The following is a 22,354-nucleotide window of genomic DNA, read 5'->3' as shown; positions in this document are numbered from 1 at the left end:
GAGCACTATGGCATTAGACAGCCAAACCGTGGGGGACACCCCGACGCAAAACACTGTTGCGCAAAAATTCTACTTCGCTGCCTGGCGGTGGCATTTCTTTGCGGGAATATTCGTCATTCCCTTTCTGATCACACTTGCCACAACCGGGCTGATGATGATGTTCATCACGCAGTTTGACGGACGGGATGGCGAGAAAATCGCAGTCGCGGTTCAAGGCACTGCCCTGCCCGTTTCGCAACAGGCTGACGTGGCCCTGACAGAGGTCCCCGGGACTGTTGTCGAATGGATCGGACCCAAGGCCGCCGATCTGGCCACCGTGTTCCGCATCAAAACCGAGGACGGTCAGCGCCTTGTGGCCGTCGACCCCTATGCCGGAGAGGTTCTGGAGATCTGGGATCGCCGCGCCGGGTGGTATGATCTGGCCGACAACATCCACTCGACCCTGATGATTGGCACCACCGGAGACCGCATTCTTGAGATCGCCGCCGGGCTGAGCCTGCTGCTGGTGTTCACCGGCCTGTACATGTGGTGGCCGCGCGGAACCGGGTGGGCCGCAATTGTACCCAACCTGCGGGCGCAGGGCCGCGCCTTGTGGAAGTCCTTGCACGCTGTGGTCGGGTTCTGGGTCTCGCTGTTACTGGTGGTTTTCTTAATCTCGGGCTTGGCCTGGGCAGGCGTCTGGGGTGGCATGTTCGTGCAGGCCTGGAGCAGCTTTCCCGCCGAAAAATGGGATAATGTCCCCCTGTCTGACGAAACCCACGCCAGCATGAACCACGGTCACCAGAACGACGTCCCCTGGGCGCTGGAGCAAACACCGATGCCTGCCTCCGGGTCAGACTTCGGGATAGACGGGCTACCGCAGGGCACAACGGTGAATATCGACGCGCTTGTGGCCCTTGGAACCACATTGGACATGACCGGGCGTTTCCGTGTGGCCTATCCCGGAGATGAAACAGGGGTCTGGACCCTGAACCGCGACAGCATGAGCAGTGATTCAACCGATCCGGTCAATGACCGTACCGTTCATGTGGACCAGTTCACCGGCAAGATACTGGCGGATGTGCGGTATCAGGATTACTCGCTGATGGGAAAATCCATGGCTGTTGGCATTCCCTTTCATATGGGTCTGATGGGCACGTGGAACTTTGTTCTGAACGTGCTGTTCTGCCTGTCGGTCATCTTTGTCTGTGTCTCGGGCGTGATCATGTGGCTCAAACGCAGGCCCCACGGCGCGGGGCGGCTGGCCGCGCCGCCGATGCCGGCAGAATTGCCGCTGTGGAAAGGGGCGGTTCTGATCGGGCTGTTCACAGCGATGGCCTTTCCGCTGGTGGGCCTTACATTGCTGGCCGTGCTGGTCATTGATCTGCTTCTGGTCAGCAATATTCCAGCCATGAGGCGCGCCATCAGTTGACGCTCAGGCGGTCGCAACGGGCAATCGGTGCGGCCGCTTCAGCGATCCGGTCTTGGCAGCACGTTCCAAAGGTCCTAACACAGGATTCCAGAGGAACAGCAGCCATGAAGACACGTGATATGAACCGGGACTGGATCGCCACCGCCGCCACTTTGAACAGCGCATTGCCGTACCTGCAGCGCTATGACGGCGCAGTTGTCGTCATCAAGCTGGGCGGGCACGCCATGGGCAGCGACGAAGCGATGGAGAGCTTTGCTCGCGACGTCGTTCTTATGCGTCAGGTGGGGGTAAACCCGGTTGTCGTGCATGGCGGCGGCCCCATGATCAACGCGATGCTGGACAAGCTGGATATCCAATCGGAATTCGTCAACGGCAAGCGCGTGACCGACAAAGCCACCGTCGAAGTGGTTGAGATGGTGTTGTCCGGCCTCGTTAACAAACGCATCGTTCAGGCCATCAACGGTCAGGGCGGCACGGCTGTGGGCCTGTCAGGCAAGGACGCCAACCTGATGACCTGCGATCAGACCGATGCCTCGCTCGGGTTTGTCGGTTCGCCCGCCGAGATGAACCCGAAAATCCTGCACGATCTGTTTGCCCATGACGTGATCCCGGTGATCGCACCGCTGGGTGCCGGGCGCGCGGGCGAGACGTTCAATGTCAATGGCGACACCGCAGCCGGGGCCATCGCCTCGGCGCTCAAGGCGGACCGGTTGTTGTTGCTGACCGATGTCTCGGGCGTCAAAAATGCCGCCGGAGAGGTCGTGACCGAGCTGAAAGCCGGTCAGATCCGCGAGATGACACTGGACGGCACAATCGCAGGCGGAATGATCCCCAAGACGGAAACCGCGCTGGACGCGCTGCACAGCGGTGTGCGGGCGGTGGTCATTCTGGACGGCCGCGCGCCCAATGCGGTGCTGTTGGAGCTGTTCACAGAACACGGCGCCGGATCGCTGATCCGTCCCGACTAATGCGCACAGCGGAGGAGAGATGACCGGACTGCCCTCAACATCCTCTTACCGCGCATCAATCAGCTATGGCTGGGTAGGGCGTGTTGCGCACCAGGCAGGCCTGATCGTCATGGGCGCGACCCATCCGCGCATCAGCGGGGCCAAGGGTCTGGACAATGGCACTCTAATCCTGCTGGGCGCGGGATCTGCGTTCTGGCCGGTGCTGAAAGCCTCGCCAGAATGGCAAGGCCCCAATCCTGTGGACCGGTGGTCGGCGCGCGTCATTGGACAAATGGCGCAGGATCTGGGGGCCGATGCCTATTTCCCTTTTGGCGGTCCGCCTTACACCCCTTTCATCGACTGGGCGCTGAAATCGGGACGCACCTTCAGCAGCCCGGTGGGCGCGCTGGTGCACGATACGGTGGGCATGATGATCTCATACCGTGGGGCGCTGCATTTTGCCAAGGAGCTTGAAATCCCCATCGCAACCGGCCCATCGCTCTGCGTGACCTGCGACGCCCCCTGCACGCGCACCTGCCCGGTCGGTGCCCTGAATACCCACAGCTTCTATGACGTTGAGGCCTGCCACGGGCATCTTTCGACTGCCCAGGGGCAGACCTGCATGACCGGTGGCTGCCTGGCGCGGCTGGCCTGCCCTCTCAGCGCGGGGGCCGGGCGGGACCCGGAGCAATCCGCGCACCATATGAAGGCGTTTCACCCGTCATGAGCCGGATACTGATCCTGACCCGCCATGCGAAATCCAGTTGGGACAGCCCCACGCTTGCGGATCACGACCGCCTGCTGACCAAGCGCGGACGCAGATCGGCCAAGGCGATTGCAGGCTGGTTGCAGGGCCACGGCTGGCTGCCGGATGAGGTGATCAGTTCAACCTCGGCCCGCACCCGCGAAACCTGGGATCGGATGGGGCTAAGGGCGGACAAAATCCGTTTCCACCCCGCGCTCTATCACGCCGCCCCTCGGGACATTCTTGTTGAACTGACGGGTGCCACGGAACAGACCGTGCTGATGCTGGGCCATAACCCAGGCATCGCGGAATTCGCCAGCCGGATCGTTCAGCAGCCCCCACCACACCCCCGTTTTCATGACTATCCGACCTGCGCCACCACCGTGATCAAGTTTCCATTCGACGATTGGGCGGATATTCAGTGGAACACGGGCGAGGTGCTGGATTTCGTCATACCACGCGAGTTGTTGGAATAGAAAGGGGCGAGGCCAAGGCCCCGCCCAATCCACATTTTCTCGGCCTTCAGTGGCCCAGAATCTGGCTCAGGAACAGCTTGGTCCGCTCGCTTTGTGGGTTGTTGAAGAACTCTTCCGGTTCGTTCTGTTCCACAATCTGACCGGCATCCATAAAGATCACGCGGTTGGCGACCTGGCGGGCAAAGCCCATCTCGTGGGTCACACAAAGCATGGTCATGCCTTCTTCGGCCAGCTCGATCATAGTGTCGAGCACCTCTTTGATCATCTCTGGGTCAAGGGCCGATGTCGGCTCATCGAACAACATGATCCGCGGCATCATACAGAGCGAGCGGGCAATCGCCACACGCTGCTGCTGACCACCCGAAAGCTGGCCGGGGTATTTGTCGGCCTGCTCGGGGATCTTAACCTTTTCCAAGAAGTGCATAGCACGCTCTTCCGCCTCTTTCTTGGGCGTCTTGCGCACCCAGATCGGGGCCAGTGTGCAGTTTTCCAGAATGGTCAAATGCGGGAACAGGTTGAAGTGCTGGAACACCATGCCAACCTCGGACCGGATCTTGTCGATGTTCTTGAGGTCATTCGACAGCTCGGTCCCATCCACCATGATCGTGCCCTGCTGGTGTTCCTCCAGCGCGTTCAGGCAGCGGATCAGGGTGGACTTGCCCGACCCTGACGGGCCCGCGATCACGATCCGCTCGCCCTGATTGACGGTCAGATTGATGTCGCGCAGCACATGGAAGGACCCGTACCACTTGTTCATGTTGTTGATTTCGATGGCGACCTCGTCGCTCACCTGCATCTTGGATCGGTCGATTTCGCGTTCAATTGCAAGTTCAGACATATGTTGAACTCCTTATCGGTGGCCAGTCTGAAGCTTGCGCTCCAGATACATGGAATAACGGGACATGGAGAAGCAGACGACGAAGAACAACGCGCCAATGAAGGCGAACAATTCCCAGTAGATGCCATTCCACGCGGTATCGGCGCGGATCGCGTTGGCTAGGCCAAGCACGTCGAACAGCCCGATGATCGACACCAGAACCGTATCCTTGAAGATCCCGATGAATGTGCTCACGATGCCCGGAATTGAGATTTTCAGGGCCTGCGGCATGATGATCAGTCGCTGAGCTTGCCAATAGTTCAGGCCCAAACTGTCGGCCCCTTCATACTGACCCCGTGGCAGAGCAGCCAAACCACCCCGGATCACCTCGGCCATATAGGCAGCCGAGAACAGGGTCATCATAATCATCACCCGCAGGATGATGTCAAAGTTGGTACCCGGTGGCAGGAACAGGTTCAGCAGCAGCGACGCCACAAACAACAGGGTGATCAGCGGCACGCCACGAATGAACTCGATAAAGCCCACGCACATGTATTTGACGATCAGCAAGTCGGACTGGCGGCCCAGCGCCAAAACGATGCCGATTGGCAGCGAGACACCGATGGCTACAACGCCCAGCAGGATCGCCAACATGAAGCCGCCGAACTGGCGGCTTTGTACAGCCTCGATGCCTACCGGCAAGATGGAGTCCATCGCGCCTGTGAAGTAACCCGACAGAACCAACCACCAGATCACCGCAGCCACGACTGCACCGATCATCCCGATCAACTCACTCAGTTGTTTGCTGAGGACGCTGTAGACGCCCCAAGCGACGACAAATCCAAGCGCGGCTGAGATTGGGCCCCAAATGGTGCCACCCCACATCAGGAACGGCATCAGGAACGGGTAGATCGCGCTGAAGATCAGCAACTTGCTCGGCACGCGATCCGAATACAGAACCGGCGCCAGCGCAACCAGCAACAGAACAAGCGACAGAATCGGGCGCCAGTACAGATGGCTTGGGTAGAAGCCGAACAGCAGCTGCAGCCAGCGGTCGTTGATGACGGCCCAGCAAGCATGACCATGGGTAGAGCCCCAGGTCGCCATCATGATCTCACGACACTCTGTCAGTGAATTAGCGTTCCAAACGGATTGGAACGTCCATGGCAGAACACCCGACAACACGTAGTAGATCGCATACAGCGAAACCAGCGTCAGGATCGAGTTGAACCAGCCAGAAAACAGGTTGTGCTTGACCCAACCGATCACACCAACTTCGGATGCGGGCGGAGCTTGCTCCGGCAACATCTCAGTGCGGACAAATGAAACATCACTCATATTACCGCTCCACCAGTTTGACGCTATTGTTGTACCAATTCATCACACCTGAAATGCTCAGAGAGATGGCCAGATAGACCAGCATCAGCAGCAGAACGCATTCCAACTCTCGCCCGGTCTGGTTCATAGTGATGCCACCCAACGTACCCGTGATATCCATATACCCCACCGCGATTGCCAGCGATGAGTTTTTGGTCAGGTTCAGATAGTTTGAGATCATCGGCGGAATGATTACCCGCAGCGCCTGCGGCAGGATTACCAGTCGCATGGTCCGACCAGAACGTAACCCAAGTGCAGATGCCGCCTCGGTCTGGCCTTTGGAAATGGCCAGAATACCAGCGCGTACGATCTCAGCGATAAATGCTGCAGTGTACAGCGACAAAGCCAGCCACAACGCGATCAGCGAGTTGCGCATATGGGTGCCGCCCTTGAAGTTAAACCCTTTCAGTTCGGGATACCCAAGATGCAATCCAAGTGCCGTCATCAGGACAATCATAGGGACAAACAAAATGCCCAACTGGATATACCAGATGGTTGGGCGATCACCGGTTGCCTCTTGCTTTGCTGCGGCATTGGCAGAAACTTTGCGCATCGCAAAAATGCTGCCTCCCAACACGATCAAGAACGCAAGCAAATCCAGAGATACGTCAAACCGAATGCTCGACGCACCAAAAAAATGGATGTCGCCGAGGCTCCGGGTAAACAGGAATTCCGGGATGTAGACACCGCGGTTGGTCACAGCAACTGAGTTGAACAAATCCATCGTTGCTGTCGGGTTTTCACCTCGGAACGCATTTGGTGCGGGCAGGCCTTCGATCAGGATGGCCATGGCCAACACGATCCAAAGCAAAACAGGCACATTGCGGAACATCTCGACGTAAACAGTCATGATCCGCGCAATCAGCCAGTTGTTGGACAGGCGCAGAACGCCTACGAAAACACCAATAATCGTGGCTGTGATACAGCCCAGAACAGCAACAACCAATGTATTCAGCAACCCGATAAAGGCTGCGCGTAAATGGCTATCGCGCGAGCTGTACTCCAGCAGACGCTGGTTGATGTCATAGCTTGCAGGTTCTCCGAAAAAGCCGAATTCAACGGGTTTCCCGAGCGCTTCAAGGTTTTGAATAGTATTCGAAATGATCCAAGCTGCCAAAAGCATGAAACCGAACAGAGCGATAACTTGTATCGTCGCAGATCGGTACCGCGTGTCATAGAGGAGCATGGACAGCCGGAACTCCTCCTTCGGCGGGTCAGTGAGAGTCGTCATGACCTATGTATATCCCCGTGCATCCCGTTTTTTTACCGGCAGAGTTGGTCTCCGCTCAGGTCTATGCGGGCGTGTTTCTTATTGATGAAAAAAGGGCGCAGGTTGCCCTGCGCCCTTTTTCGTAGGCTTTTTAACGGAACGGCGGCGAGTACAGCAGGCCGCCATCGGTCCACTGTGCGTTCAGGCCGCGTGCCAGACCGATCGGAGTTTCCTCACCGATGTTCTGCGCGAACACTTCGCCATAGTTACCACCCGCTTTGATTGCGCGCATGGCCCACTGTGCGTCCAGGCCCAGCATCTCACCCAGAGTGCCTTCGCTGCCCAGCAGACGGTTCACTTCGGGGTTGTCTGTGCCAGCCGACATCTCATCGATGTTGGCCGAAGTCACGCCCAGCTCTTCAGCCGAGACCATCGCATTCAAAGTCCAGCGTACTACGTCGCCCCACTCGTGGTCACCGTGGCGAACCAGCGGGCCCAGCGGCTCTTTCGAGATAATCTCGGGCAGCAGAACGTGGTCACCGGGGTTTTCGAACGTGGCACGTGTTGCGGCCAGGCCCGATGCGTCGGTGGTGTAGACGTCACATGCACCAGCCAGATACTGCTGCTGCGCTTCGGCATTGGTTTCGATCGGAACCGGCTCATAGCTGATGTTGTTCGAGCGGAAGAAATCCGCCAGGTTCAGCTCGGTTGTGGTGCCGGTCTGGATGCAGACAGTTGCGCCGTCCAGTTCCTTGGCCGAGCTGACGCCCAGTGCCTTAGGAACCATAAAGCCCTGACCGTCATAGTAGTTCACACCAACGAATTCGAACTTCAGGTCGACATCGCGGCTGAAAGTCCAGGTTGTGTTACGGGCCAACATGTCGATCTCACCCGAAGCCAGCGCGGTAAAGCGTGTCTTACCGGTGGTTGGAACGAATTCAACAGCGCTTGCGTCACCCAGAACAGCGGCGGCAACGGCACGGCATACCGCCACGTCAAAGCCTTTCCATTCGCCATTCGCGTCAGGTGCAGCAAAACCAACCAGACCGGTGGTCACACCGCAGTTCAGCTTACCGCGGGCTTTGACGTCGTCCACGGTTCCCGCCATGGCTGCGCCCGCTGCCAGACCGGCAATTGTGGCCGCGCCCAAGATTACGGATTTTTTCATTTTTACCTCTTCCTGATTGTCCGCCCCGGACTTGGGACGGTTCCGTCCGGCACCTTTGGTACCAGAAAGGTTTCCCCAAAGGTGTTCTCCCCTTTAGTGGGCATGAGTTTGGTCGCATTCATAAACAAACGTCAAGGGTCGGATCAGGGAAATCGATGAGTCAACTCGGACTTGGATAGCCTAGCGTTCGAAATTCAGGCCAACTAGGATCAAACCGAGATATCAAAGAACCTTTTGGCATGCAGGAAGGCCGCTTTCTTGTTTTCAGCCAGTGCATGGGCCTCGTCATCGTGGCCCCATTGTTCGATCTGCCAAAGCTCATCCAACCTGGAAATGGACCAGATTTCTTCTGCCGGGCGCCAGTTTTCTGCTGCGGCAAACCCGAGGACGAGCGAGCCCGAAAGACTGACCAGATCGTGGAAGGCGGCGAGCTGAAAATCACTTAATCCATGAACACGCTGCCGGAGGGTGGTCAGCGATGCCTCGGGCTGCGGCTGGTGCAAAACTCCGGCTACAGGCAGCAACCGTGCGGACAATGTATCAGCGGCCCAATCCAGCGCCGGGTCCCATTGTTCGGCCTGACGGTGCTGCAACTCTTGCGGGTGCGTCGCCCGATAGCACAACAAATCCGAATCACCATAGTCGGCGAGCATATCTGCCACTTCGGCATGTTGGTGATGAACCTTGTCCAAAGATGCATTTGCCGAGCGTGTGAACGGCATCGAAGTCGGGTCGACCTCTTTCTCCTGCGCGTCCCATTCTGCAGCGACCTCCTGGGCCATAGCACGCGTCGGCAGAACCAGGGCGGCTTTGGCCGGAGTCTTTACCCGGCGGCCGTCCAGTTCGATGGTGTATCCGCCGCCCGTTTCGACCACGGCACTTTCGGTCCAGAACCGCTTTGGCTTCAAATCACTCATGGTGTCAGATCCAGATGTCGTCCAGCGCCTGCGGCAACTGATCAAAGGTTTCAATAACACGGGCAGCAGCGGTCAGAGCGGACCGGTCATGATAGCCCCAGGCCACGCCAATGCCGACCACGCCAGCGGCTTTGGCCATATCCATATCAAACCGAGTATCGCCGATCATGGCGGTCGCCGTGGCATCCACACCGGTTTCCGCCCGCGCGGTATCAATCATCGACGGGTGCGGTTTTGACGGGTGATGATCTGCAACCTGCCGGGTGACGAAGTATCGCTCCAGCTCATGTGCTTCGATCAGTGCATCCAACCCACGCTGTGATTTGCCCGTGGCGACCCCCAGCAAAACTTCGGGGACTGCATGAAGCGCTTCGATGACCTGACGTGCACCGGGATATAGCGGAGAGCTGGCCGCCCCCTGTTCCAGCCGATGGGCATGATAGGCATCCTTGTACCCTTCGACCAGACGATGCTGATCCGCAGCCGAATGCTGGGGCGCCAGCTGCGCCATCGCGTTGGGCAAGGACAGGCCCACAATGGACAGGATCGCCTGCCGATCTGGCACCGGCAAGGCCTGCGCATCGAAACTAGCAGTCATGGCCGCAACGATACTGCCCTGACTGTCAACCAGAGTTCCGTCGACATCGAACAGCACCAAACGCAGCGGTGCGCTCATTGCAAGGCCTCAAACGGATCGCCTGCGGCCAGATCCTCGGACCAGCCAAACGTGTCCCAGCTGCGCTCCATATGCTCCGGCAGCGGTGCGGTGACGGTGATCAGCTTTCGGGTCACAGGATGCCGGAACGAGGCCTGACGGGCATGCAGGTGCAGCTTTTTGCTGATGATCCCGCCCAGTTGTGCGCCCCAGCCGTCGCCCAGGTTTTCCTGCCCAGAGCCGCCGTATTTACCATCCCCGATGATCGGGTGACCAATCGCCGCCATATGCGCCCGCAACTGATGCGTGCGCCCGGTGATTGGCTCCATCGCCACCCAGGCGGCACGTCCGGCCACCCGATACAGCGTGGCATAGAGCGTATGCGCCCGCTTGGCACCCGGTGTGTCATCGATTTCGTTCAGGTGAACGGCGATCATCTTTTCGCCCTCACCCTGTTTGCCGTGACCTGGCGCTTTGACTAGCCCGGTCTTGATTTCACCCAGATACGGGGTCGGCACCCCGGCCACCAATGCCCAATAGATCTTGCGGGTATCGCGATGCCTGAACGCTGCTGTCAACCCTTTAGCCGCCTCGCGTGTGCGCGCCATCAGCAGAACGCCCGAGGTGTCCTTGTCCAGTCGATGCACCAGACGGGGGTTTTCGTCATAACCAAACCGCAGTGCCTCGGACAGGCCGTCCACGTGGCGGGTCTGGCCACTGCCACCCTGTGCCGGCAACCCTTGAGGTTTGTTCAACGCCAGCACGTGATCGTCGCGGTAGATCACGCAGGATTGCATCATCTTGGCATCCGCATCGGTGATCCGTAGTTTGACCTCGACCGGTTTGTGATCTGCATCCGGCAGAGGCGGAACCCGCACAGCCTGCCCGACCTCAAGCCGGGTCGAGGCTTTGACCCGCCCGCCTTCAATACGCAGCTCACCCTTGCGGCACATCTTTTCAATGCGACCCTGGCTGACATGGGGAAACAGCCGGCGCAGCCAGCGATCCAGACGTTGGTCTCCGTCGCCCTCTTCCACGGTGATCATCTGTACGCCGCTCATGCCGATATCCTCTGCGTCGCGCAGAAACACTGCGCGGTTTGCCTGTTTGGTCGTGCCCAAGAAAACATGCGCGTCTGTGGCGCGCCAAGACCCAAGAGTCAAGCCAAGGCTAGTGCGGGCTCCGTTGCGCCCGCAACTTGGCGAAATACTCCAGCCGTTTTTTCAACTCACGCTCGAACCCACGTTCAACCGGCTGGTACAGTGCGGGCCGGTCCATCCCGTCCGGAAAGTAGTTCTGGCCGGAAAACCCGTCCTCGGCATCGTGGTCATAAGAATAGCCCTTGCCATAGCCCTGATCCTTCATCATTGAGGTCGGCGCATTCAGGATATGTTTGGGCGGCGGCGCGCTGCCCGATTGCTTGGCCAGACGCATCGCTGCCTTATAGCCCACATAAGTTCCGTTCGATTTGGGGGCCAGCGCCAGATAGACCAGCGCCTGCGCAAGCGCCAGCTCCCCTTCGGGACTGCCCAGTCGTTCATAGGTTTCCCACGCATGCAGACAGATCGACTGTGCCTGTGGATCAGCCAGACCAATGTCTTCCACCGCCATCCGGGTGATCCGACGCGCCAGAAAGCGCGGGTCTTCGCCCCCGGTCAGCATCCGCGCGAACCAGTACAGCGCGGCATCCGGGTCTGAACCGCGCACCGATTTGTGCAGGGCCGAGATCAGGTTGTAATGCTCTTCGCCGGATTTGTCATATTTCGCCGCCCGGCGCATCAGCCGGGTCGACAGCGCGTCGGGGTCCAGGGGCGCATCGACCTTCCATGCCGCAACTTGTTCGATCAGGTTCAAAAGCGCACGCCCGTCACCATCCGCCATCTCGTGCAGCGCGTCCCGGGCGGGGCCGGTTAGCGGCAGGGCGCGGTCCAGCTCTTTCTCAGCGCGTTGGGTTAATCGCTCCAGATCAGCCAGGCTAAGCCGTTCCAGAACCAGCACCTGCGCCCGACTGAGCACAGCGGCGTTCAGTTCAAAGGACGGATTCTCGGTCGTGGCCCCGACCAGCAGGATTGTCCCGTCCTCCATATGGGGCAGAAACCCATCCTGCTGCGCTTTGTTAAAGCGATGGACCTCATCAACAAACAGCAGCGTCCCCTGCCCGTTCTGGCGCCGGATCTTCGCAGCCTCGAACACTTTCTTCAGGTCGGGGACACCGGTGAAAATCGCGCTGATCTGAACGAAATGCAGATCGGTCTCTTGCGCCAGCAACCGTGCGATAGTGGTTTTACCGACGCCCGGCGGCCCCCAGAACACCAGACTGGACAGGCTGCCTGAGGCCAGCATGACGCCCAACGGTGCCTCAGGGCCCAGCATCTGTTCCTGCCCGATCACCTCGGCCAGCGTTTGCGGTCGCAACCGATCCGCCAGCGGGCGATGTGCGGGCAGTGCGGGCTCGGACGCCCCGGTATCGAACAGGTCGCTCACACGGTTACAACCGGAACCGCAGCGAGACCGATCGACCACCGCGTAGAATATCAAGATTGACCCGACGGCCCGGATCGGTCAGCGCCCTGACCACATCGGCGGGATGTTCAATTTGCGCACTATTGATGCCGCTGACCACATCGCCGGGACGCAGCCCGGATCGGCCGCCATAAGGGCCGGCATCCACCACGACCACACCAGTCTGGGCCAGCAATAGCCCCATCCGGGCAATCACCGCCGGATTCACCCGCGACACGGTCAGCCCCGGCATTACAGTGTGATCATCCAGCGTCGTTTCTTCAGCTGCCGGGGTTTCGGGCGCTTTGATCAGATCAATCTCAACCTCGGTTTGCTCTTCCCCCCGCAGGCGGGTCACCAGTGATGTGCCGCCCACACCCGCAATGGACATACGGAACTTCATTTCAGCCGGAGAGTTCACTTCATCACCGTCCACATGGGTCACAACGTCGCCCACCCGCAACCCGGCATCGGCCAGCGGGCTGAGGGGGTGCAGGTCGGAGATCACGACACCCAGCGGTATGGCCAGTCCCAGCGACTCGGCAATATCTGCGCTCATGTGCTGACCCGCCATCCCGGCCCAAGGGCTGACGAAACTGTCATTGCCGTCCTGTGCCTGGCGCAGGAACTCAGCCACCAGATTGGCCGGAATCGCAAACCCGATACCGTTCGACCCACCCGAACGTGTCAGGATCGAGGTGTTGATCCCGATCAGGTCGCCATTCACATCGATCAACGCCCCGCCGGAATTGCCGGGGTTGATCGCCGCATCGGTCTGAATGAAATACCCCCGCGCATTGCCCGTGGCCGTCCCGGTCCGCGCAAGCCCCGAGATGATGCCCGACGACACAGTCTGCCCCACGCCAAACGGATTACCGATGGCCAGCGCCAGTTCGCCTACTTCAACCTGATCGGAATCGCGCATCTGCAGATACGGCAGGCCGTCTGCCTCTTGCAGCCGAAGAATCGCAATGTCACTTTCCTCGTCACCTAGCACCACCTGAGCCGAAAACTCGCGCCGGTCGGTCGTCACCACCCGGATTTCAGTGGCCGTGCCGACGACGTGGTAATTAGACACCACAAACCCGTCATCCGACAGGATCACGCCCGAACCCAGCGAGTTCTGCACCCGTTGGCGCGGCTCATCAAAGCCCCGACCAAAGAAATCCTGAAAAAACGGGTCCGAGAAAAACGGATTCGCCCGCCCCTGCCGCACGATCTTGGCATAGATGTTCACCACCGCAGGCGAGGCTTGTTTCACCACAGGCGCAAACCCAAGGCTGATCTCGGCCTGTGATGTCGGTACTTTGGTTTCGGCCTGGGCCGAAACCGCGAATGAGGCCAACAGCAGCGAGCACAGAATTTTCCGCATGATCTTCCCGTCGATGACTTGTCCATCGGATATGCGAGGCATGTGACAAGATTGCAAGCGTGATGCTGTCTCTGGCGCATTGACTTGGGGTGGTGGCGGTGAAAACGTTCGCCCGAATTAATCAAACGAAACGGACGAATTGTGCTTAGTAGAATACTTGCCGCGGGGCAAAAGCACCTGCGACCATCCTCTTTGTTCCTGACTGCCGCCCTTGGGTTGTCCGCACATACCGCGCAGGCTGCGGATACCAAACTAACCATGGGGACAGGGGCGAAAAGCGGATATTACTTTGCGGTTGGCAGCCTGCTGTGCACATCGTTTGCCCAAGGTACTGTTGGGTACAAATGCATCGCCAAAGCCACGGATGGCCCACGGGAGAATTTACCAAAGCTGCGCCGGGGTAAATTCAACCTCGTGGTGGCGCGGTCGGATTGGGCGCAAGACGCGCTGAAGGGCGCACACTTTTTCAAAAACAAGGGGGCGGACACATCTCTGCACTCTTTGTTCTCAATTAACAGCGCACCTTTGACCGTCATTGCGCGCGCTGGGTCCGACATCAGGTCTGTTGATGATCTGAACGGGAAGCGTGTCAATCTGGATGGTTCAGCCACGCACTTGGTGCAACAACTTCCCCGGGCGGCGAACTGGGATACCTCTGCCTTTGACACCTATAAGCCCAACGAAAAGAACCCATTGCGAAAACAATTGTGTTTGGGTGACATTGACGCCGTTGCAATTGTCGTCAGCTACCCGGCCAGTTGGATTCAGAAAACGGCACGGACCTGTCCGATCCAATTGGTTTCGGCGTCTGGTCGTCAGATTGATCGCTTGGTTTCCCGGTCAGATGCCCTCAGCAAAGATACGATCCCAGCGAACACGTATAAAGGGGTGGCGTCACCTACCAAAACCTTTGGCTTCAGGGCTACCTTGCTGAGCAGCGCCAAAGTGCCCGAGGACGATGTCTATGCCTTCGTTAAGTCCACGTTTGAAAATCTGCCTCAGTTGGCCCGCAACCATCCGGCGCTGAGTGGGTTGCAACCGTCAATCATGATCCGCGAGGGCCTAACCGCACCCCTGCATCCAGGGGCGGTCCGGTATTATCGGGAACGGGGTTGGATCAAGTAACAGCCCTGTGGTGCGCAAAAATAGAAAAACCCCCGCGTCCGGGACGCGGGGGTTTTTACATGAAAGCGGGGCTTTCTTAATCTTCGTCTGCGGCTTCTTCGGCGGCAACGCGGGCTTTGTCAGCCGCGCCTTTGGCGTCCAGATCACGGTCAACGAATTCGATGATCGCCATCGGGGCCATGTCGCCATAGCGGAAGCCGGCTTTCAGGATGCGGACATAACCGCCCTGACGCTCGGCGTAGCGGGGGCCAAGGATTTCGAACAGCTTTGCGACGTATTGGTCTTCTTTCAGCTGCGATGCGGCCTGACGGCGGGCGTGCAGGTCTCCGCGTTTGCCCAGAGTGATCAGTTTTTCAACGATCGGGCGCAGTTCTTTTGCCTTGGGCAGAGTTGTCTTGATCTGCTCATGTTCAATGAGTGAGCCAGCCATGTTCGCAAACAGAGCCTTACGGTGCTCATGAGTACGGTTCAGGCGGCGGTAACCACGTGCGTGACGCATTTTCTAGTTCCTTCTTCAGCGTTTTGCTTTGTCTGGCCGGCGATGCGTGTCACCGGCTCTCCTTGGGGCATGATTGCCCGTGCATTCCCCGCAAGCGCGGGCATTGGGAAGACGCGCTTAAAACGCGTCTTCGAATTTCTTCGCCAGATCTTCGATGTTGTCAGGCGGCCAATCCTCGACATCCATGCCGAGGTGCAGGCCCATGCCGGACAGCACTTCTTTGATCTCGTTCAGCGACTTGCGGCCGAAGTTCGGGGTGCGCAGCATCTCGGCTTCGGTCTTCTGGATCAGATCGCCAATATAAACGATGTTGTCGTTCTTCAGGCAGTTTGCCGAACGAACCGACAGCTCCAACTCGTCTACTTTCTTCAGCAGCAGCGGGTTGAACTCCAGACCATCGTCTTCGTCCTGGCGGCCAGCCAATTCCGGCTCGTCGAAGTTGACGAAGATCGACAGCTGATCCTGCAGGATGCGTGCAGCAAAAGCCAGCGCGTCCTCGGGAGTGATCGACCCGTCGGTTTCGATCTTCAGGGTCAGCTTGTCATAGTCCAGAACCTGACCTTCACGGGTCGGCTGAACGTCATAGGCAACCTTTTTGACCGGCGAATAGATCGCGTCGATCGGGATCAGGCCAATAGGCGCATCCTCGGGCTTGTTCTTTTCAGCCGAGACATAGCCTTTGCCAGTGTTGACGGTCAGTTCCATGAACAGATCGGCGCCATCGTCCAGGTGGCAAATGACGTGATCGCGGTTCAGAACCTCGATGCCGGCGCTTTCGCTAATGTCACCGGCGGTGACAACGGCGGGGCCCTTGGCATTGATCGACAGGCGCTTGGGCCCTTCGACTTCCATGCGCAGGGCAACCTGCTTGAGGTTCAGGATGATGTCGGTGACATCTTCGCGAACACCTGCGACCGAGGAGAACTCGTGCAGGACGTTGTCGATCTGGACGCTAGTGATGGCCGCGCCTTGCAGCGAGCTCATCAGAACGCGACGCAGCGCGTTGCCCAAAGTCAGACCAAAGCCACGCTCCAGCGGCTCGGCTGCCAGGGTTGCTTGACGTGCAGGGTCGTTGCCCGGCTTGCCGTCCAGCTGTGTCGGCTTGATCAATTCAGCCCAATTCTTGTGGATCATGTAATCCCTCCATTCCTGTCCGCGCCCCATGACCAACAAGGTGCAGACGCCCGAGGTTCAAAATGACGTGCTGGGGCCGTGCGAAAACGCGGGCCCCAGCTCAATTCTAAATCGCTTAGACGCGGCGACGCTTCGGCGGGCGGCAACCATTGTGAGCGATCGGCGTCACGTCGCGGATCGACGTGATGTTGAAGCCCACGGCAGCCAGCGCACGCAGAGCCGATTCACGACCCGAACCGGGACCCTGAACTTCGACTTCCAGCGTTTTGACACCATGATCCTGCGCCTTCTTGCCTGCATCTTCTGCAGCCATCTGTGCGGCGTAGGGGGTAGATTTACGCGACCCTTTGAACCCCATGGTCCCGGCCGACGACCATGCAATGGCGTTGCCCTGCACGTCCGAAATCAGGATCTTGGTGTTGTTGAAGGTCGAATTCACATGGGCGACGCCCGATGCGATATTCTTGCGCTCTTTTTTCTTGGTACGAGTCTTCTCGCGTGCCATCTGTCAGACCCCCCTTATTTCTTCTTACCGGCAATGGCCTTTGCGGGGCCTTTGCGAGTACGAGCATTTGTATGAGTACGCTGACCGCGAACGGGCAGGTTACGACGATGGCGCAGGCCGCGGTAGCAACCCAGGTCCATCAGGCGCTTGACGTTCATCTGAACTTCACGACGCAGGTCACCTTCAACGGTGAAGTTGGCGTCGATGTGCTCGCGGATGGCCAGAACTTCGGCGTCGGACAGTTCATTGACGCGACGGGTCGCATCGATGCCTACGGCTTCGCAGATGGCCTGCGCCGAGGTGTTGCCGATTCCGGTGATATATGTGAGGGCGATAGGTACCCGCTTTGCAGTCGGGATGTTTACGCCGGCAATACGTGCCACGTGTCACTTTCCTTTTTTGTTGCGGTTCCGTAACTCCGGAACCTTTTTTCACAACACTTGATCTTGGCAGTGACGCCAGAGGATCCAGCATTTGTACGAGGTGGTCGGTGCGCCCGGAACGAATCCCGCACGCGGTAGTGATTCCCATAGGGATGTGGGTCGATATGGGCTTTTGAAGGGGCCGTCAAGCCCCAACCCAAAGTCAGCCCAAGATTGCCTCAATCGACGCGGTGACTTCCTTGATATCAGCCAGTCCGTTGACCGGACGCAGATCGCCCTTGGCGTAGTAATAACCAATCAGCGGCGAGGTCTTCTTGTAATACTCCATCAGACGCGTGCGCAGGCTGTCTTCGTTGTCATCGGCGCGGCGCTGGAAGTCGTTCTCCTTGCCGCAATTTGTGCATTTGCCGTCTGCAGGAATTGGCTTGGTGTTATCATTGTAGACCTCACCACACCCACCACAGGTCGAACGCGCGGTGATGCGGTCTACCAGCGCCTCGTCGTCCACGCGCATCTCGATCACGGTGTGCAGCGACTGGCCCAGCTTCGTCAACAGCGCCGACAAAGCGTCCGCCTGAGCGAGCGTGCGCGGAAAGCCGTCAAAGATGAAACCAGCGCCGGTTTCCGTGGTCAGCTTTTCTTCGATAAGGCCGATCACGATCTCATCGGTCACAAGCTGACCCTTGGCCATCACCTCGGCCACACGGTTGCCCATTTCGGTGCCGCTGTCCTTGGCCTCTCGCAACATGTCTCCGGTGCTCAACTGCACCATGTCGCGTGTTTCAACCAGATGACGCGCCTGCGTCCCCTTGCCTGCCCCCGGGGGGCCCAAAAGTATGATGTTCATCGACGAGAGGGTCCCTTCCTGCCGCGTTTCTTGCTTTTACCGCGCAGTTGGGACTTTTCGATAAGGCCTTCGTATTGATGCGCAAGCAAATGACTCTGAACTTGTTGGATCGTGTCCATGGTCACAGAGACGATAATCAGAACCGAGGTGCCACCGAAATAGAACGGAATGGCAAACTGGCCCCGCAGAATTTCAGGCAGCAAACACACCGCCGCCAGATAAGCCGAGCCCAGAACCAGCACGCGATTGACCACGTATTCCAGATATTCGGCGGTTTTCTTGCCCGGACGGATTCCCGGCACAAAACCGTTCTGCTTTTTCAGGTTATCTGCCACATCGTCCGGTTTGAACGATACGTTGAATGTGTAGAAATAAGCGAAGAACACGATCATCGACGCAAAGAACAGCAGGTACAGCGGCTGTCCGGGGCCGAAGTTGGCCAACAGCCAGGACATGACCGGCCCGTTGGTGGCGCCCGACGAGAAGGTCGAGATCGTCACCGGCAGCAGCAGCAGCGAGCTGGCGAAGATCGCCGGAATAACGCCCGCAGGGTTTACTTTGACCGGCAGGTGGCTGGAACCGCCCTCATAGATCTTCATACCGGCCTGACGGCGCGGATACTGAATGTGGATCTTGCGCAATGCGCGCTCCATGAACACCACAAAGGTTATCACGGCGATCACCATCACAATCACACCGATGATCACGGCGGGACTGATTGCACCGCTGCGTCCGCTGGCAAAGAACTGTGCCATCGCCGCCGGCACTTCGGCGATGATGCCCACGAAGATGATCAAAGAGATACCGTTGCCGATGCCGCGCGCGGTGATTTGTTCACCCAGCCACATCAGGAACATGGTGCCGCCGACCAGCGTAATCATGGTCGACATACGGAAATACAGGCCCGGATCTGTTGCCAGATCGCCCGATTCCAGCGAAACAGCCAGGCCATAGGCCTGAACGGTGGCCAGCGCGACGGTGCCGAAACGGGTGTATTGGTTGATCTTCTTGCGGCCCTGCTCGCCCTCTTTCTTGAGCTGTTCGAGGGCGGGAACCATGGATGTCAGCAGCTGCACGATGATCGAGGCCGAGATATAGGGCATAATACCGAGGGCAAAGATACCCATCCGCCCCAGCGCCCCGCCGGTGAACATCGAAATCATGCCGCCGATGCCCTGCCCCGCCTGTTCCATGAACTCGCGCAGGGCTGCACCGTCTATCCCGGGCACGGGAATGAAAGTGCCCAGACGATAGACGATCAGCAATGCAAGCGTGAACAGGATGCGGTTGCGCAGATCGGTGGCTTTACCAAGGGCAGACCAGCTTGTGTTGGCTGCCATTTGTTCTGCTGCTGATACCATAAATCGGTCTCTCTTATGAAAACACCGCCCGGAACCGTTTTCCGGCTCGGGCGGCGTCTTGGAAAACTCTGGGGTCTATGTAAGCGGGACTTTGCCCGCTCACAAGCGCTTACTCTGTCGCAGCGGCTTTTGTGACCGTCAGTGAACCGCCCGCTTTCTCAACTGCCTCAACGGCAGCTTTCGATGCTCCGGTCACTTCCAGGTTCACCTTGACGCTGATTTCGCCTTTAGCCAGAACGCGGACACCGTCCAGCTTGCGACGCACCAGACCCGATGCGATCAGCGCATCTTCGGTGATCGCTGCCTTGGTGTCCAGCTTGCCGGCGTCGACGAATTTCTGGATCAGGCCCAGGTTGATAACGGAGAATGCCTTGCGATTCGGCTTGTTGAAGCCACGCTTGGGCAGACGTTGGTACAGCGGCATCTGGCCGCCTTCGTAACCGTTGATGGCCACACCCGAACGGGATTTCTGACCTTTGATACCACGGCCACCCATTTTACCCTTGCCAGAGCCGGGACCACGGCCAACGCGGGTCCGTTTCGGGGTGGCGCCTGGGTTGTCGCGCAATTCGTTCAGTTTCATTTCGCTTCTCCTTCGCCGGAAATGACCCCGAAGCGTGATGGGTCAGACACGGCATTTCTTGGTTTTGATTCTTGCGGACACAGGTCCACCGGAGGCGTATAATCCCGTTCCCCTCGCTTGGCAAGTCACGGCGTTATCCGTCGTCCTGGGGCGCCTCTTCATCGGCTTGAACCTTCGGGAGGACTGGCGCGGCGTGGGGGTCGATACCATGCTTTTTCGCCAATGTTCCAACCAGACTGTCGGGGTGAGGGACGCCACCAAACTTGTTCAGAATAAACGACCGCATGCGCCGCCCGTAGAAATGAATGGACTTGGTGTCTTCGGTAATAAATCGCTCTGCTCCGGCAGACGGGCGACCCAGGACCCGCCGATGCTTGAAGGAAATCGGATAGAGGACTTCTGCAGGAAATGAAAACCGTGCCTCATCATTTTGCCGCAACAACCATGTCAGTGCACGCGGGCCCCAAACCCCCCACAACATCTCTCCGGCATGTCTTGGCGTACCGGCGAGGGCGTCAGTGATCAGACCCTTTCGGAACGCAGTCGGCAGCCACGGCGGAATGCGATACGGGTTCTCAGTGTAGTCAATTAAATCGTACAATGTCGCGCTGTCGGGCGGCAGTCGCAGAACACCGTTGTTGATTTCATTGGGCGCGAGATGACCGTGGAAATGGCCGTTATCTGTTGTGAAGGGTTGGACACAGTAGGCGTCCGTGTCCGCCCAGATCATATCGGGTTCCTGTGCCAGCATCCGATATCGAAACTTATCGGCGTGAACGGCAGGGCTGCCTGTTCGTTTATGGGTGATGATATTTTCACCCGACAGAACCTTGCGGGCGTCCCGCTGTTCCGTCCCCTCAGGGATGTTCGTCACATCTCCGTAGGTATAGAGGCATACATGTTGCCCCATATCCAGAAATGACTTGATGCAGAGTTGTTCCAGAAAACTCAGAGGGCCATCGACCCACAACATACCGATTTGATAGTCTCGCACGTGGTCCAGCCCTTCCTGTCTCTACCCGACGACCTGACCTCACTTGAAGGATAACATCGGTATCTTCAACAAACTCGGCTGAGATTTGATCCGTTTGTGTCGCTTGTACACATTCCAAACCAAAAGAGGCGCCAAAAGGCGCCTCTGGGTGAGTGGTGTGTATAACGAGTTACGAGCAGTAAACGTGATCGCGGGCGATGTCGCTGATATCGCAGCGGCGCACGCCGATGTCGTGCAGTTCACGGTCGGACAGACCTTGCAGTTCCGAATAGGTGCGGTTGAACTCGGCGCGCAGTGCGTAGGTTTCTTTCGCCTTGGTGACGAACTCTGCAAGACGTGCGACCAGGTTGATGCCGCCATGAGGTGCTGTTGCTGTATGTGCCATTTCTGAATTCCTATCTTGATCAGGGCGTATTCCCCAACGTTGCTTTGATTGTTCCTGTTTGGGACAGGGTTCAGATAGGGGTGATGAATAACGCTAACAACGGAGATTTTGGTCTAGCCGATATGCGTTTTGGGAATGACAGCTCACGCGAGATGCATGATGCGTAAAGTGATTTCGTCCACTTAGCGGAAAAAGCCGACGTGTTCGGACGTTGTCTCTGAAGTATGATACCTATATTCACAGCTTTCAGTTATTTTTCCGTCGCAGGGTCGGCAATCGCACTTTTTGAAGGAGAGTTCGCTATGTGCCGGGTGTTTGTTGTTTTGGTTGGCTTATCGGTTTTGAATTTGCTGCCTGCCAAGGCCGACGCCGACGTGTCCTTGAGCGATGCGTTTGCAGCTTGTGAGGCAAGTGTTGTCCAGAACACAAATGCCCCATTACTCAACCTAGGCACAGTCATTGATCAAAATGAACGTGGGCAACGTATCCGCTTAAACACCGATAATGGAATAATTATTGCCAGCGTTTTTCCGCCTCCGTTCGATAATGTTCTTGGTTGCATACTGTGGGGTCGCAATCCCGTCCTTGAAGCGAAAATCGCGAACGCGTGGCAGGACTGGGTCGAATGGGACGAAGTCGAAGAAGCGGCGCAGGTCTGGTACGAAGGAAGCTTGGCCGTACCAGGAAGCGTTGATTTGACAGATACTCAGCAGCCGGGGTTTGTGTTAGCTAGATGCGACGTGCGTGAAAACGGTATCGTCCTTGCAAACCAGCCCGCCGTAGCTGGAGCAGTCCGACAAGCCCTTCCAAAGTTGGACCCGCCTCTCAGCCCACGAGTGTTTTTCCGATTCAGTGTAATGAGAGCTTTACCGGGTAGATGCCAAGCTGCAGTTGATGCTCGCTCGGATGGATAAGCAGGCTTTGATGTACTTGCCAAGGCG

The 22,354-nt window shown here is 58.1% G+C and carries 24 protein-coding genes; 6 read left to right on the top strand and 18 right to left on the bottom strand.

All coding sequences use genetic code 11. The annotated features are described in order from the left end of the window. The first annotated feature begins 7 nt into the window (after positions 1–7). From SJY13_RS17610 to SJY13_RS17595, 4 genes are all read left to right on the top strand, one after another. Positions 8–1,411 (top strand): PepSY-associated TM helix domain-containing protein, encoded by a 1,404-nt coding sequence (locus SJY13_RS17610; protein ID WP_377192724.1) that lies wholly within the window; start codon positions 8–10, stop codon positions 1,409–1,411. 104 nt (positions 1,412–1,515) lie between these two features. Then, positions 1,516–2,379 carry an acetylglutamate kinase gene (gene argB, locus SJY13_RS17605; RefSeq protein ID WP_085823256.1) on the top strand — a complete coding sequence of 288 codons (864 nt, stop codon included), beginning with the start codon at positions 1,516–1,518 and terminating at the stop codon, positions 2,377–2,379. Between the two features lie 19 nt (positions 2,380–2,398). Then, on the top strand, positions 2,399–3,085 hold the full coding sequence (locus tag SJY13_RS17600; RefSeq protein ID WP_377192722.1) for a ferredoxin: 687 nt from the start codon (positions 2,399–2,401) through the stop codon (positions 3,083–3,085). Further along, entirely contained in the window at positions 3,082–3,579 is a 498-nt protein-coding gene (locus SJY13_RS17595; protein ID WP_377192720.1) for a SixA phosphatase family protein, read from the top strand. The genes SJY13_RS17600 and SJY13_RS17595 overlap by 4 nt, the downstream gene beginning before the upstream one ends. Positions 3,580–3,625: 46 nt before the next feature. Here SJY13_RS17595 and SJY13_RS17590 read toward each other — a convergent pair whose 3' ends face one another. The 9 genes from SJY13_RS17590 to SJY13_RS17550 all read right to left on the bottom strand — a co-directional run bounded on the left by SJY13_RS17590 (position 3,626) and on the right by SJY13_RS17550 (position 13,600). Continuing rightward, positions 3,626–4,417, bottom strand: a complete 792-nt coding sequence (locus tag SJY13_RS17590; RefSeq protein WP_085823258.1) for an amino acid ABC transporter ATP-binding protein — start codon at positions 4,415–4,417, stop codon at positions 3,626–3,628. 12 nt (positions 4,418–4,429) lie between these two features. Beyond that, the gene (locus SJY13_RS17585) at positions 4,430–5,734 is read right to left on the bottom strand and encodes an amino acid ABC transporter permease (protein ID WP_377192718.1); all 1,305 of its coding nucleotides are present in this window, start codon (positions 5,732–5,734) and stop codon (positions 4,430–4,432) included. A 1-nt stretch (position 5,735) separates the two neighbouring features. After that, positions 5,736–7,004 carry an amino acid ABC transporter permease gene (locus SJY13_RS17580; RefSeq protein ID WP_377192716.1) on the bottom strand — a complete coding sequence of 423 codons (1,269 nt, stop codon included), beginning with the start codon at positions 7,002–7,004 and terminating at the stop codon, positions 5,736–5,738. A gap of 130 nt (positions 7,005–7,134) precedes the next feature. Continuing rightward, a complete protein-coding gene (locus SJY13_RS17575; protein ID WP_085823261.1) occupies positions 7,135–8,151 on the bottom strand; it encodes an amino acid ABC transporter substrate-binding protein in 1,017 nt (338 codons plus the stop codon). 209 nt (positions 8,152–8,360) lie between these two features. Further along, entirely contained in the window at positions 8,361–9,068 is a 708-nt protein-coding gene (locus SJY13_RS17570) for an ATP12 family chaperone protein (protein WP_377192714.1), read from the bottom strand. A gap of 4 nt (positions 9,069–9,072) precedes the next feature. Continuing rightward, positions 9,073–9,744 carry an HAD-IA family hydrolase gene (locus SJY13_RS17565; RefSeq protein WP_377192712.1) on the bottom strand — a complete coding sequence of 224 codons (672 nt, stop codon included), beginning with the start codon at positions 9,742–9,744 and terminating at the stop codon, positions 9,073–9,075. Beyond that, the gene (locus tag SJY13_RS17560; RefSeq protein WP_377193698.1) at positions 9,741–10,784 is read right to left on the bottom strand and encodes an RluA family pseudouridine synthase; all 1,044 of its coding nucleotides are present in this window, start codon (positions 10,782–10,784) and stop codon (positions 9,741–9,743) included. The genes SJY13_RS17565 and SJY13_RS17560 overlap by 4 nt, the downstream gene beginning before the upstream one ends. Positions 10,785–10,893: 109 nt before the next feature. Continuing rightward, positions 10,894–12,207 carry a replication-associated recombination protein A gene (locus SJY13_RS17555; protein ID WP_377192710.1) on the bottom strand — a complete coding sequence of 438 codons (1,314 nt, stop codon included), beginning with the start codon at positions 12,205–12,207 and terminating at the stop codon, positions 10,894–10,896. A gap of 4 nt (positions 12,208–12,211) precedes the next feature. After that, positions 12,212–13,600 carry a trypsin-like peptidase domain-containing protein gene (locus SJY13_RS17550; RefSeq protein ID WP_377193696.1) on the bottom strand — a complete coding sequence of 463 codons (1,389 nt, stop codon included), beginning with the start codon at positions 13,598–13,600 and terminating at the stop codon, positions 12,212–12,214. A gap of 138 nt (positions 13,601–13,738) precedes the next feature. Between SJY13_RS17550 and SJY13_RS17545 the strand changes: the two genes are divergently transcribed. Then, complete coding sequence (locus tag SJY13_RS17545; RefSeq protein WP_377192708.1) at positions 13,739–14,722, top strand: TAXI family TRAP transporter solute-binding subunit; 984 nt, start codon at positions 13,739–13,741, stop codon at positions 14,720–14,722. Between the two features lie 76 nt (positions 14,723–14,798). Here SJY13_RS17545 and rplQ read toward each other — a convergent pair whose 3' ends face one another. The 9 genes from rplQ to SJY13_RS17500 all read right to left on the bottom strand — a co-directional run bounded on the left by rplQ (position 14,799) and on the right by SJY13_RS17500 (position 21,413). Continuing rightward, positions 14,799–15,221, bottom strand: a complete 423-nt coding sequence (gene rplQ / locus SJY13_RS17540) for a 50S ribosomal protein L17 (protein WP_377192706.1) — start codon at positions 15,219–15,221, stop codon at positions 14,799–14,801. A 117-nt stretch (positions 15,222–15,338) separates the two neighbouring features. Continuing rightward, positions 15,339–16,355, bottom strand: a complete 1,017-nt coding sequence (locus SJY13_RS17535) for a DNA-directed RNA polymerase subunit alpha (protein WP_377192704.1) — start codon at positions 16,353–16,355, stop codon at positions 15,339–15,341. 115 nt (positions 16,356–16,470) lie between these two features. Beyond that, positions 16,471–16,860 carry a 30S ribosomal protein S11 gene (gene rpsK, locus SJY13_RS17530; protein ID WP_037311698.1) on the bottom strand — a complete coding sequence of 130 codons (390 nt, stop codon included), beginning with the start codon at positions 16,858–16,860 and terminating at the stop codon, positions 16,471–16,473. Between the two features lie 14 nt (positions 16,861–16,874). Next, positions 16,875–17,243 (bottom strand): 30S ribosomal protein S13, encoded by a 369-nt coding sequence (gene rpsM, locus SJY13_RS17525; protein ID WP_037311700.1) that lies wholly within the window; start codon positions 17,241–17,243, stop codon positions 16,875–16,877. A gap of 202 nt (positions 17,244–17,445) precedes the next feature. Continuing rightward, on the bottom strand, positions 17,446–18,090 hold the full coding sequence (locus SJY13_RS17520) for an adenylate kinase (RefSeq protein ID WP_377192702.1): 645 nt from the start codon (positions 18,088–18,090) through the stop codon (positions 17,446–17,448). After that, positions 18,087–19,451: a preprotein translocase subunit SecY gene (secY, locus tag SJY13_RS17515; protein WP_085823270.1), complete on the bottom strand. Its 1,365-nt coding sequence runs from the start codon at positions 19,449–19,451 to the stop codon at positions 18,087–18,089. The genes SJY13_RS17520 and secY overlap by 4 nt, the downstream gene beginning before the upstream one ends. A 109-nt stretch (positions 19,452–19,560) precedes the next feature. Beyond that, complete coding sequence (gene rplO, locus SJY13_RS17510) at positions 19,561–20,034, bottom strand: 50S ribosomal protein L15 (RefSeq protein ID WP_377192700.1); 474 nt, start codon at positions 20,032–20,034, stop codon at positions 19,561–19,563. A gap of 133 nt (positions 20,035–20,167) precedes the next feature. Further along, the gene (locus SJY13_RS17505; RefSeq protein ID WP_377192698.1) at positions 20,168–21,028 is read right to left on the bottom strand and encodes a hypothetical protein; all 861 of its coding nucleotides are present in this window, start codon (positions 21,026–21,028) and stop codon (positions 20,168–20,170) included. Positions 21,029–21,197: 169 nt separating this feature from the next. Then, positions 21,198–21,413, bottom strand: a complete 216-nt coding sequence (locus tag SJY13_RS17500; RefSeq protein WP_377192696.1) for a DUF1127 domain-containing protein — start codon at positions 21,411–21,413, stop codon at positions 21,198–21,200. A 224-nt stretch (positions 21,414–21,637) separates the two neighbouring features. Here SJY13_RS17500 and SJY13_RS17495 point away from each other — a divergent pair, with 224 nt between their 5' ends. Further along, positions 21,638–22,327, top strand: a complete 690-nt coding sequence (locus SJY13_RS17495; RefSeq protein ID WP_377192694.1) for a hypothetical protein — start codon at positions 21,638–21,640, stop codon at positions 22,325–22,327. Positions 22,328–22,354: the final 27 nt, after the last annotated feature.

Origin of the sequence: Ruegeria meonggei (genome assembly GCF_042768335.1) — a bacterium.
Taxonomy (GTDB): Bacteria; Pseudomonadota; Alphaproteobacteria; order Rhodobacterales; family Rhodobacteraceae; genus Ruegeria; species Ruegeria meonggei.
Note: the sequence above shows the minus strand (reverse complement) of the source record. Positions and strands in the feature narration are given on the sequence as shown.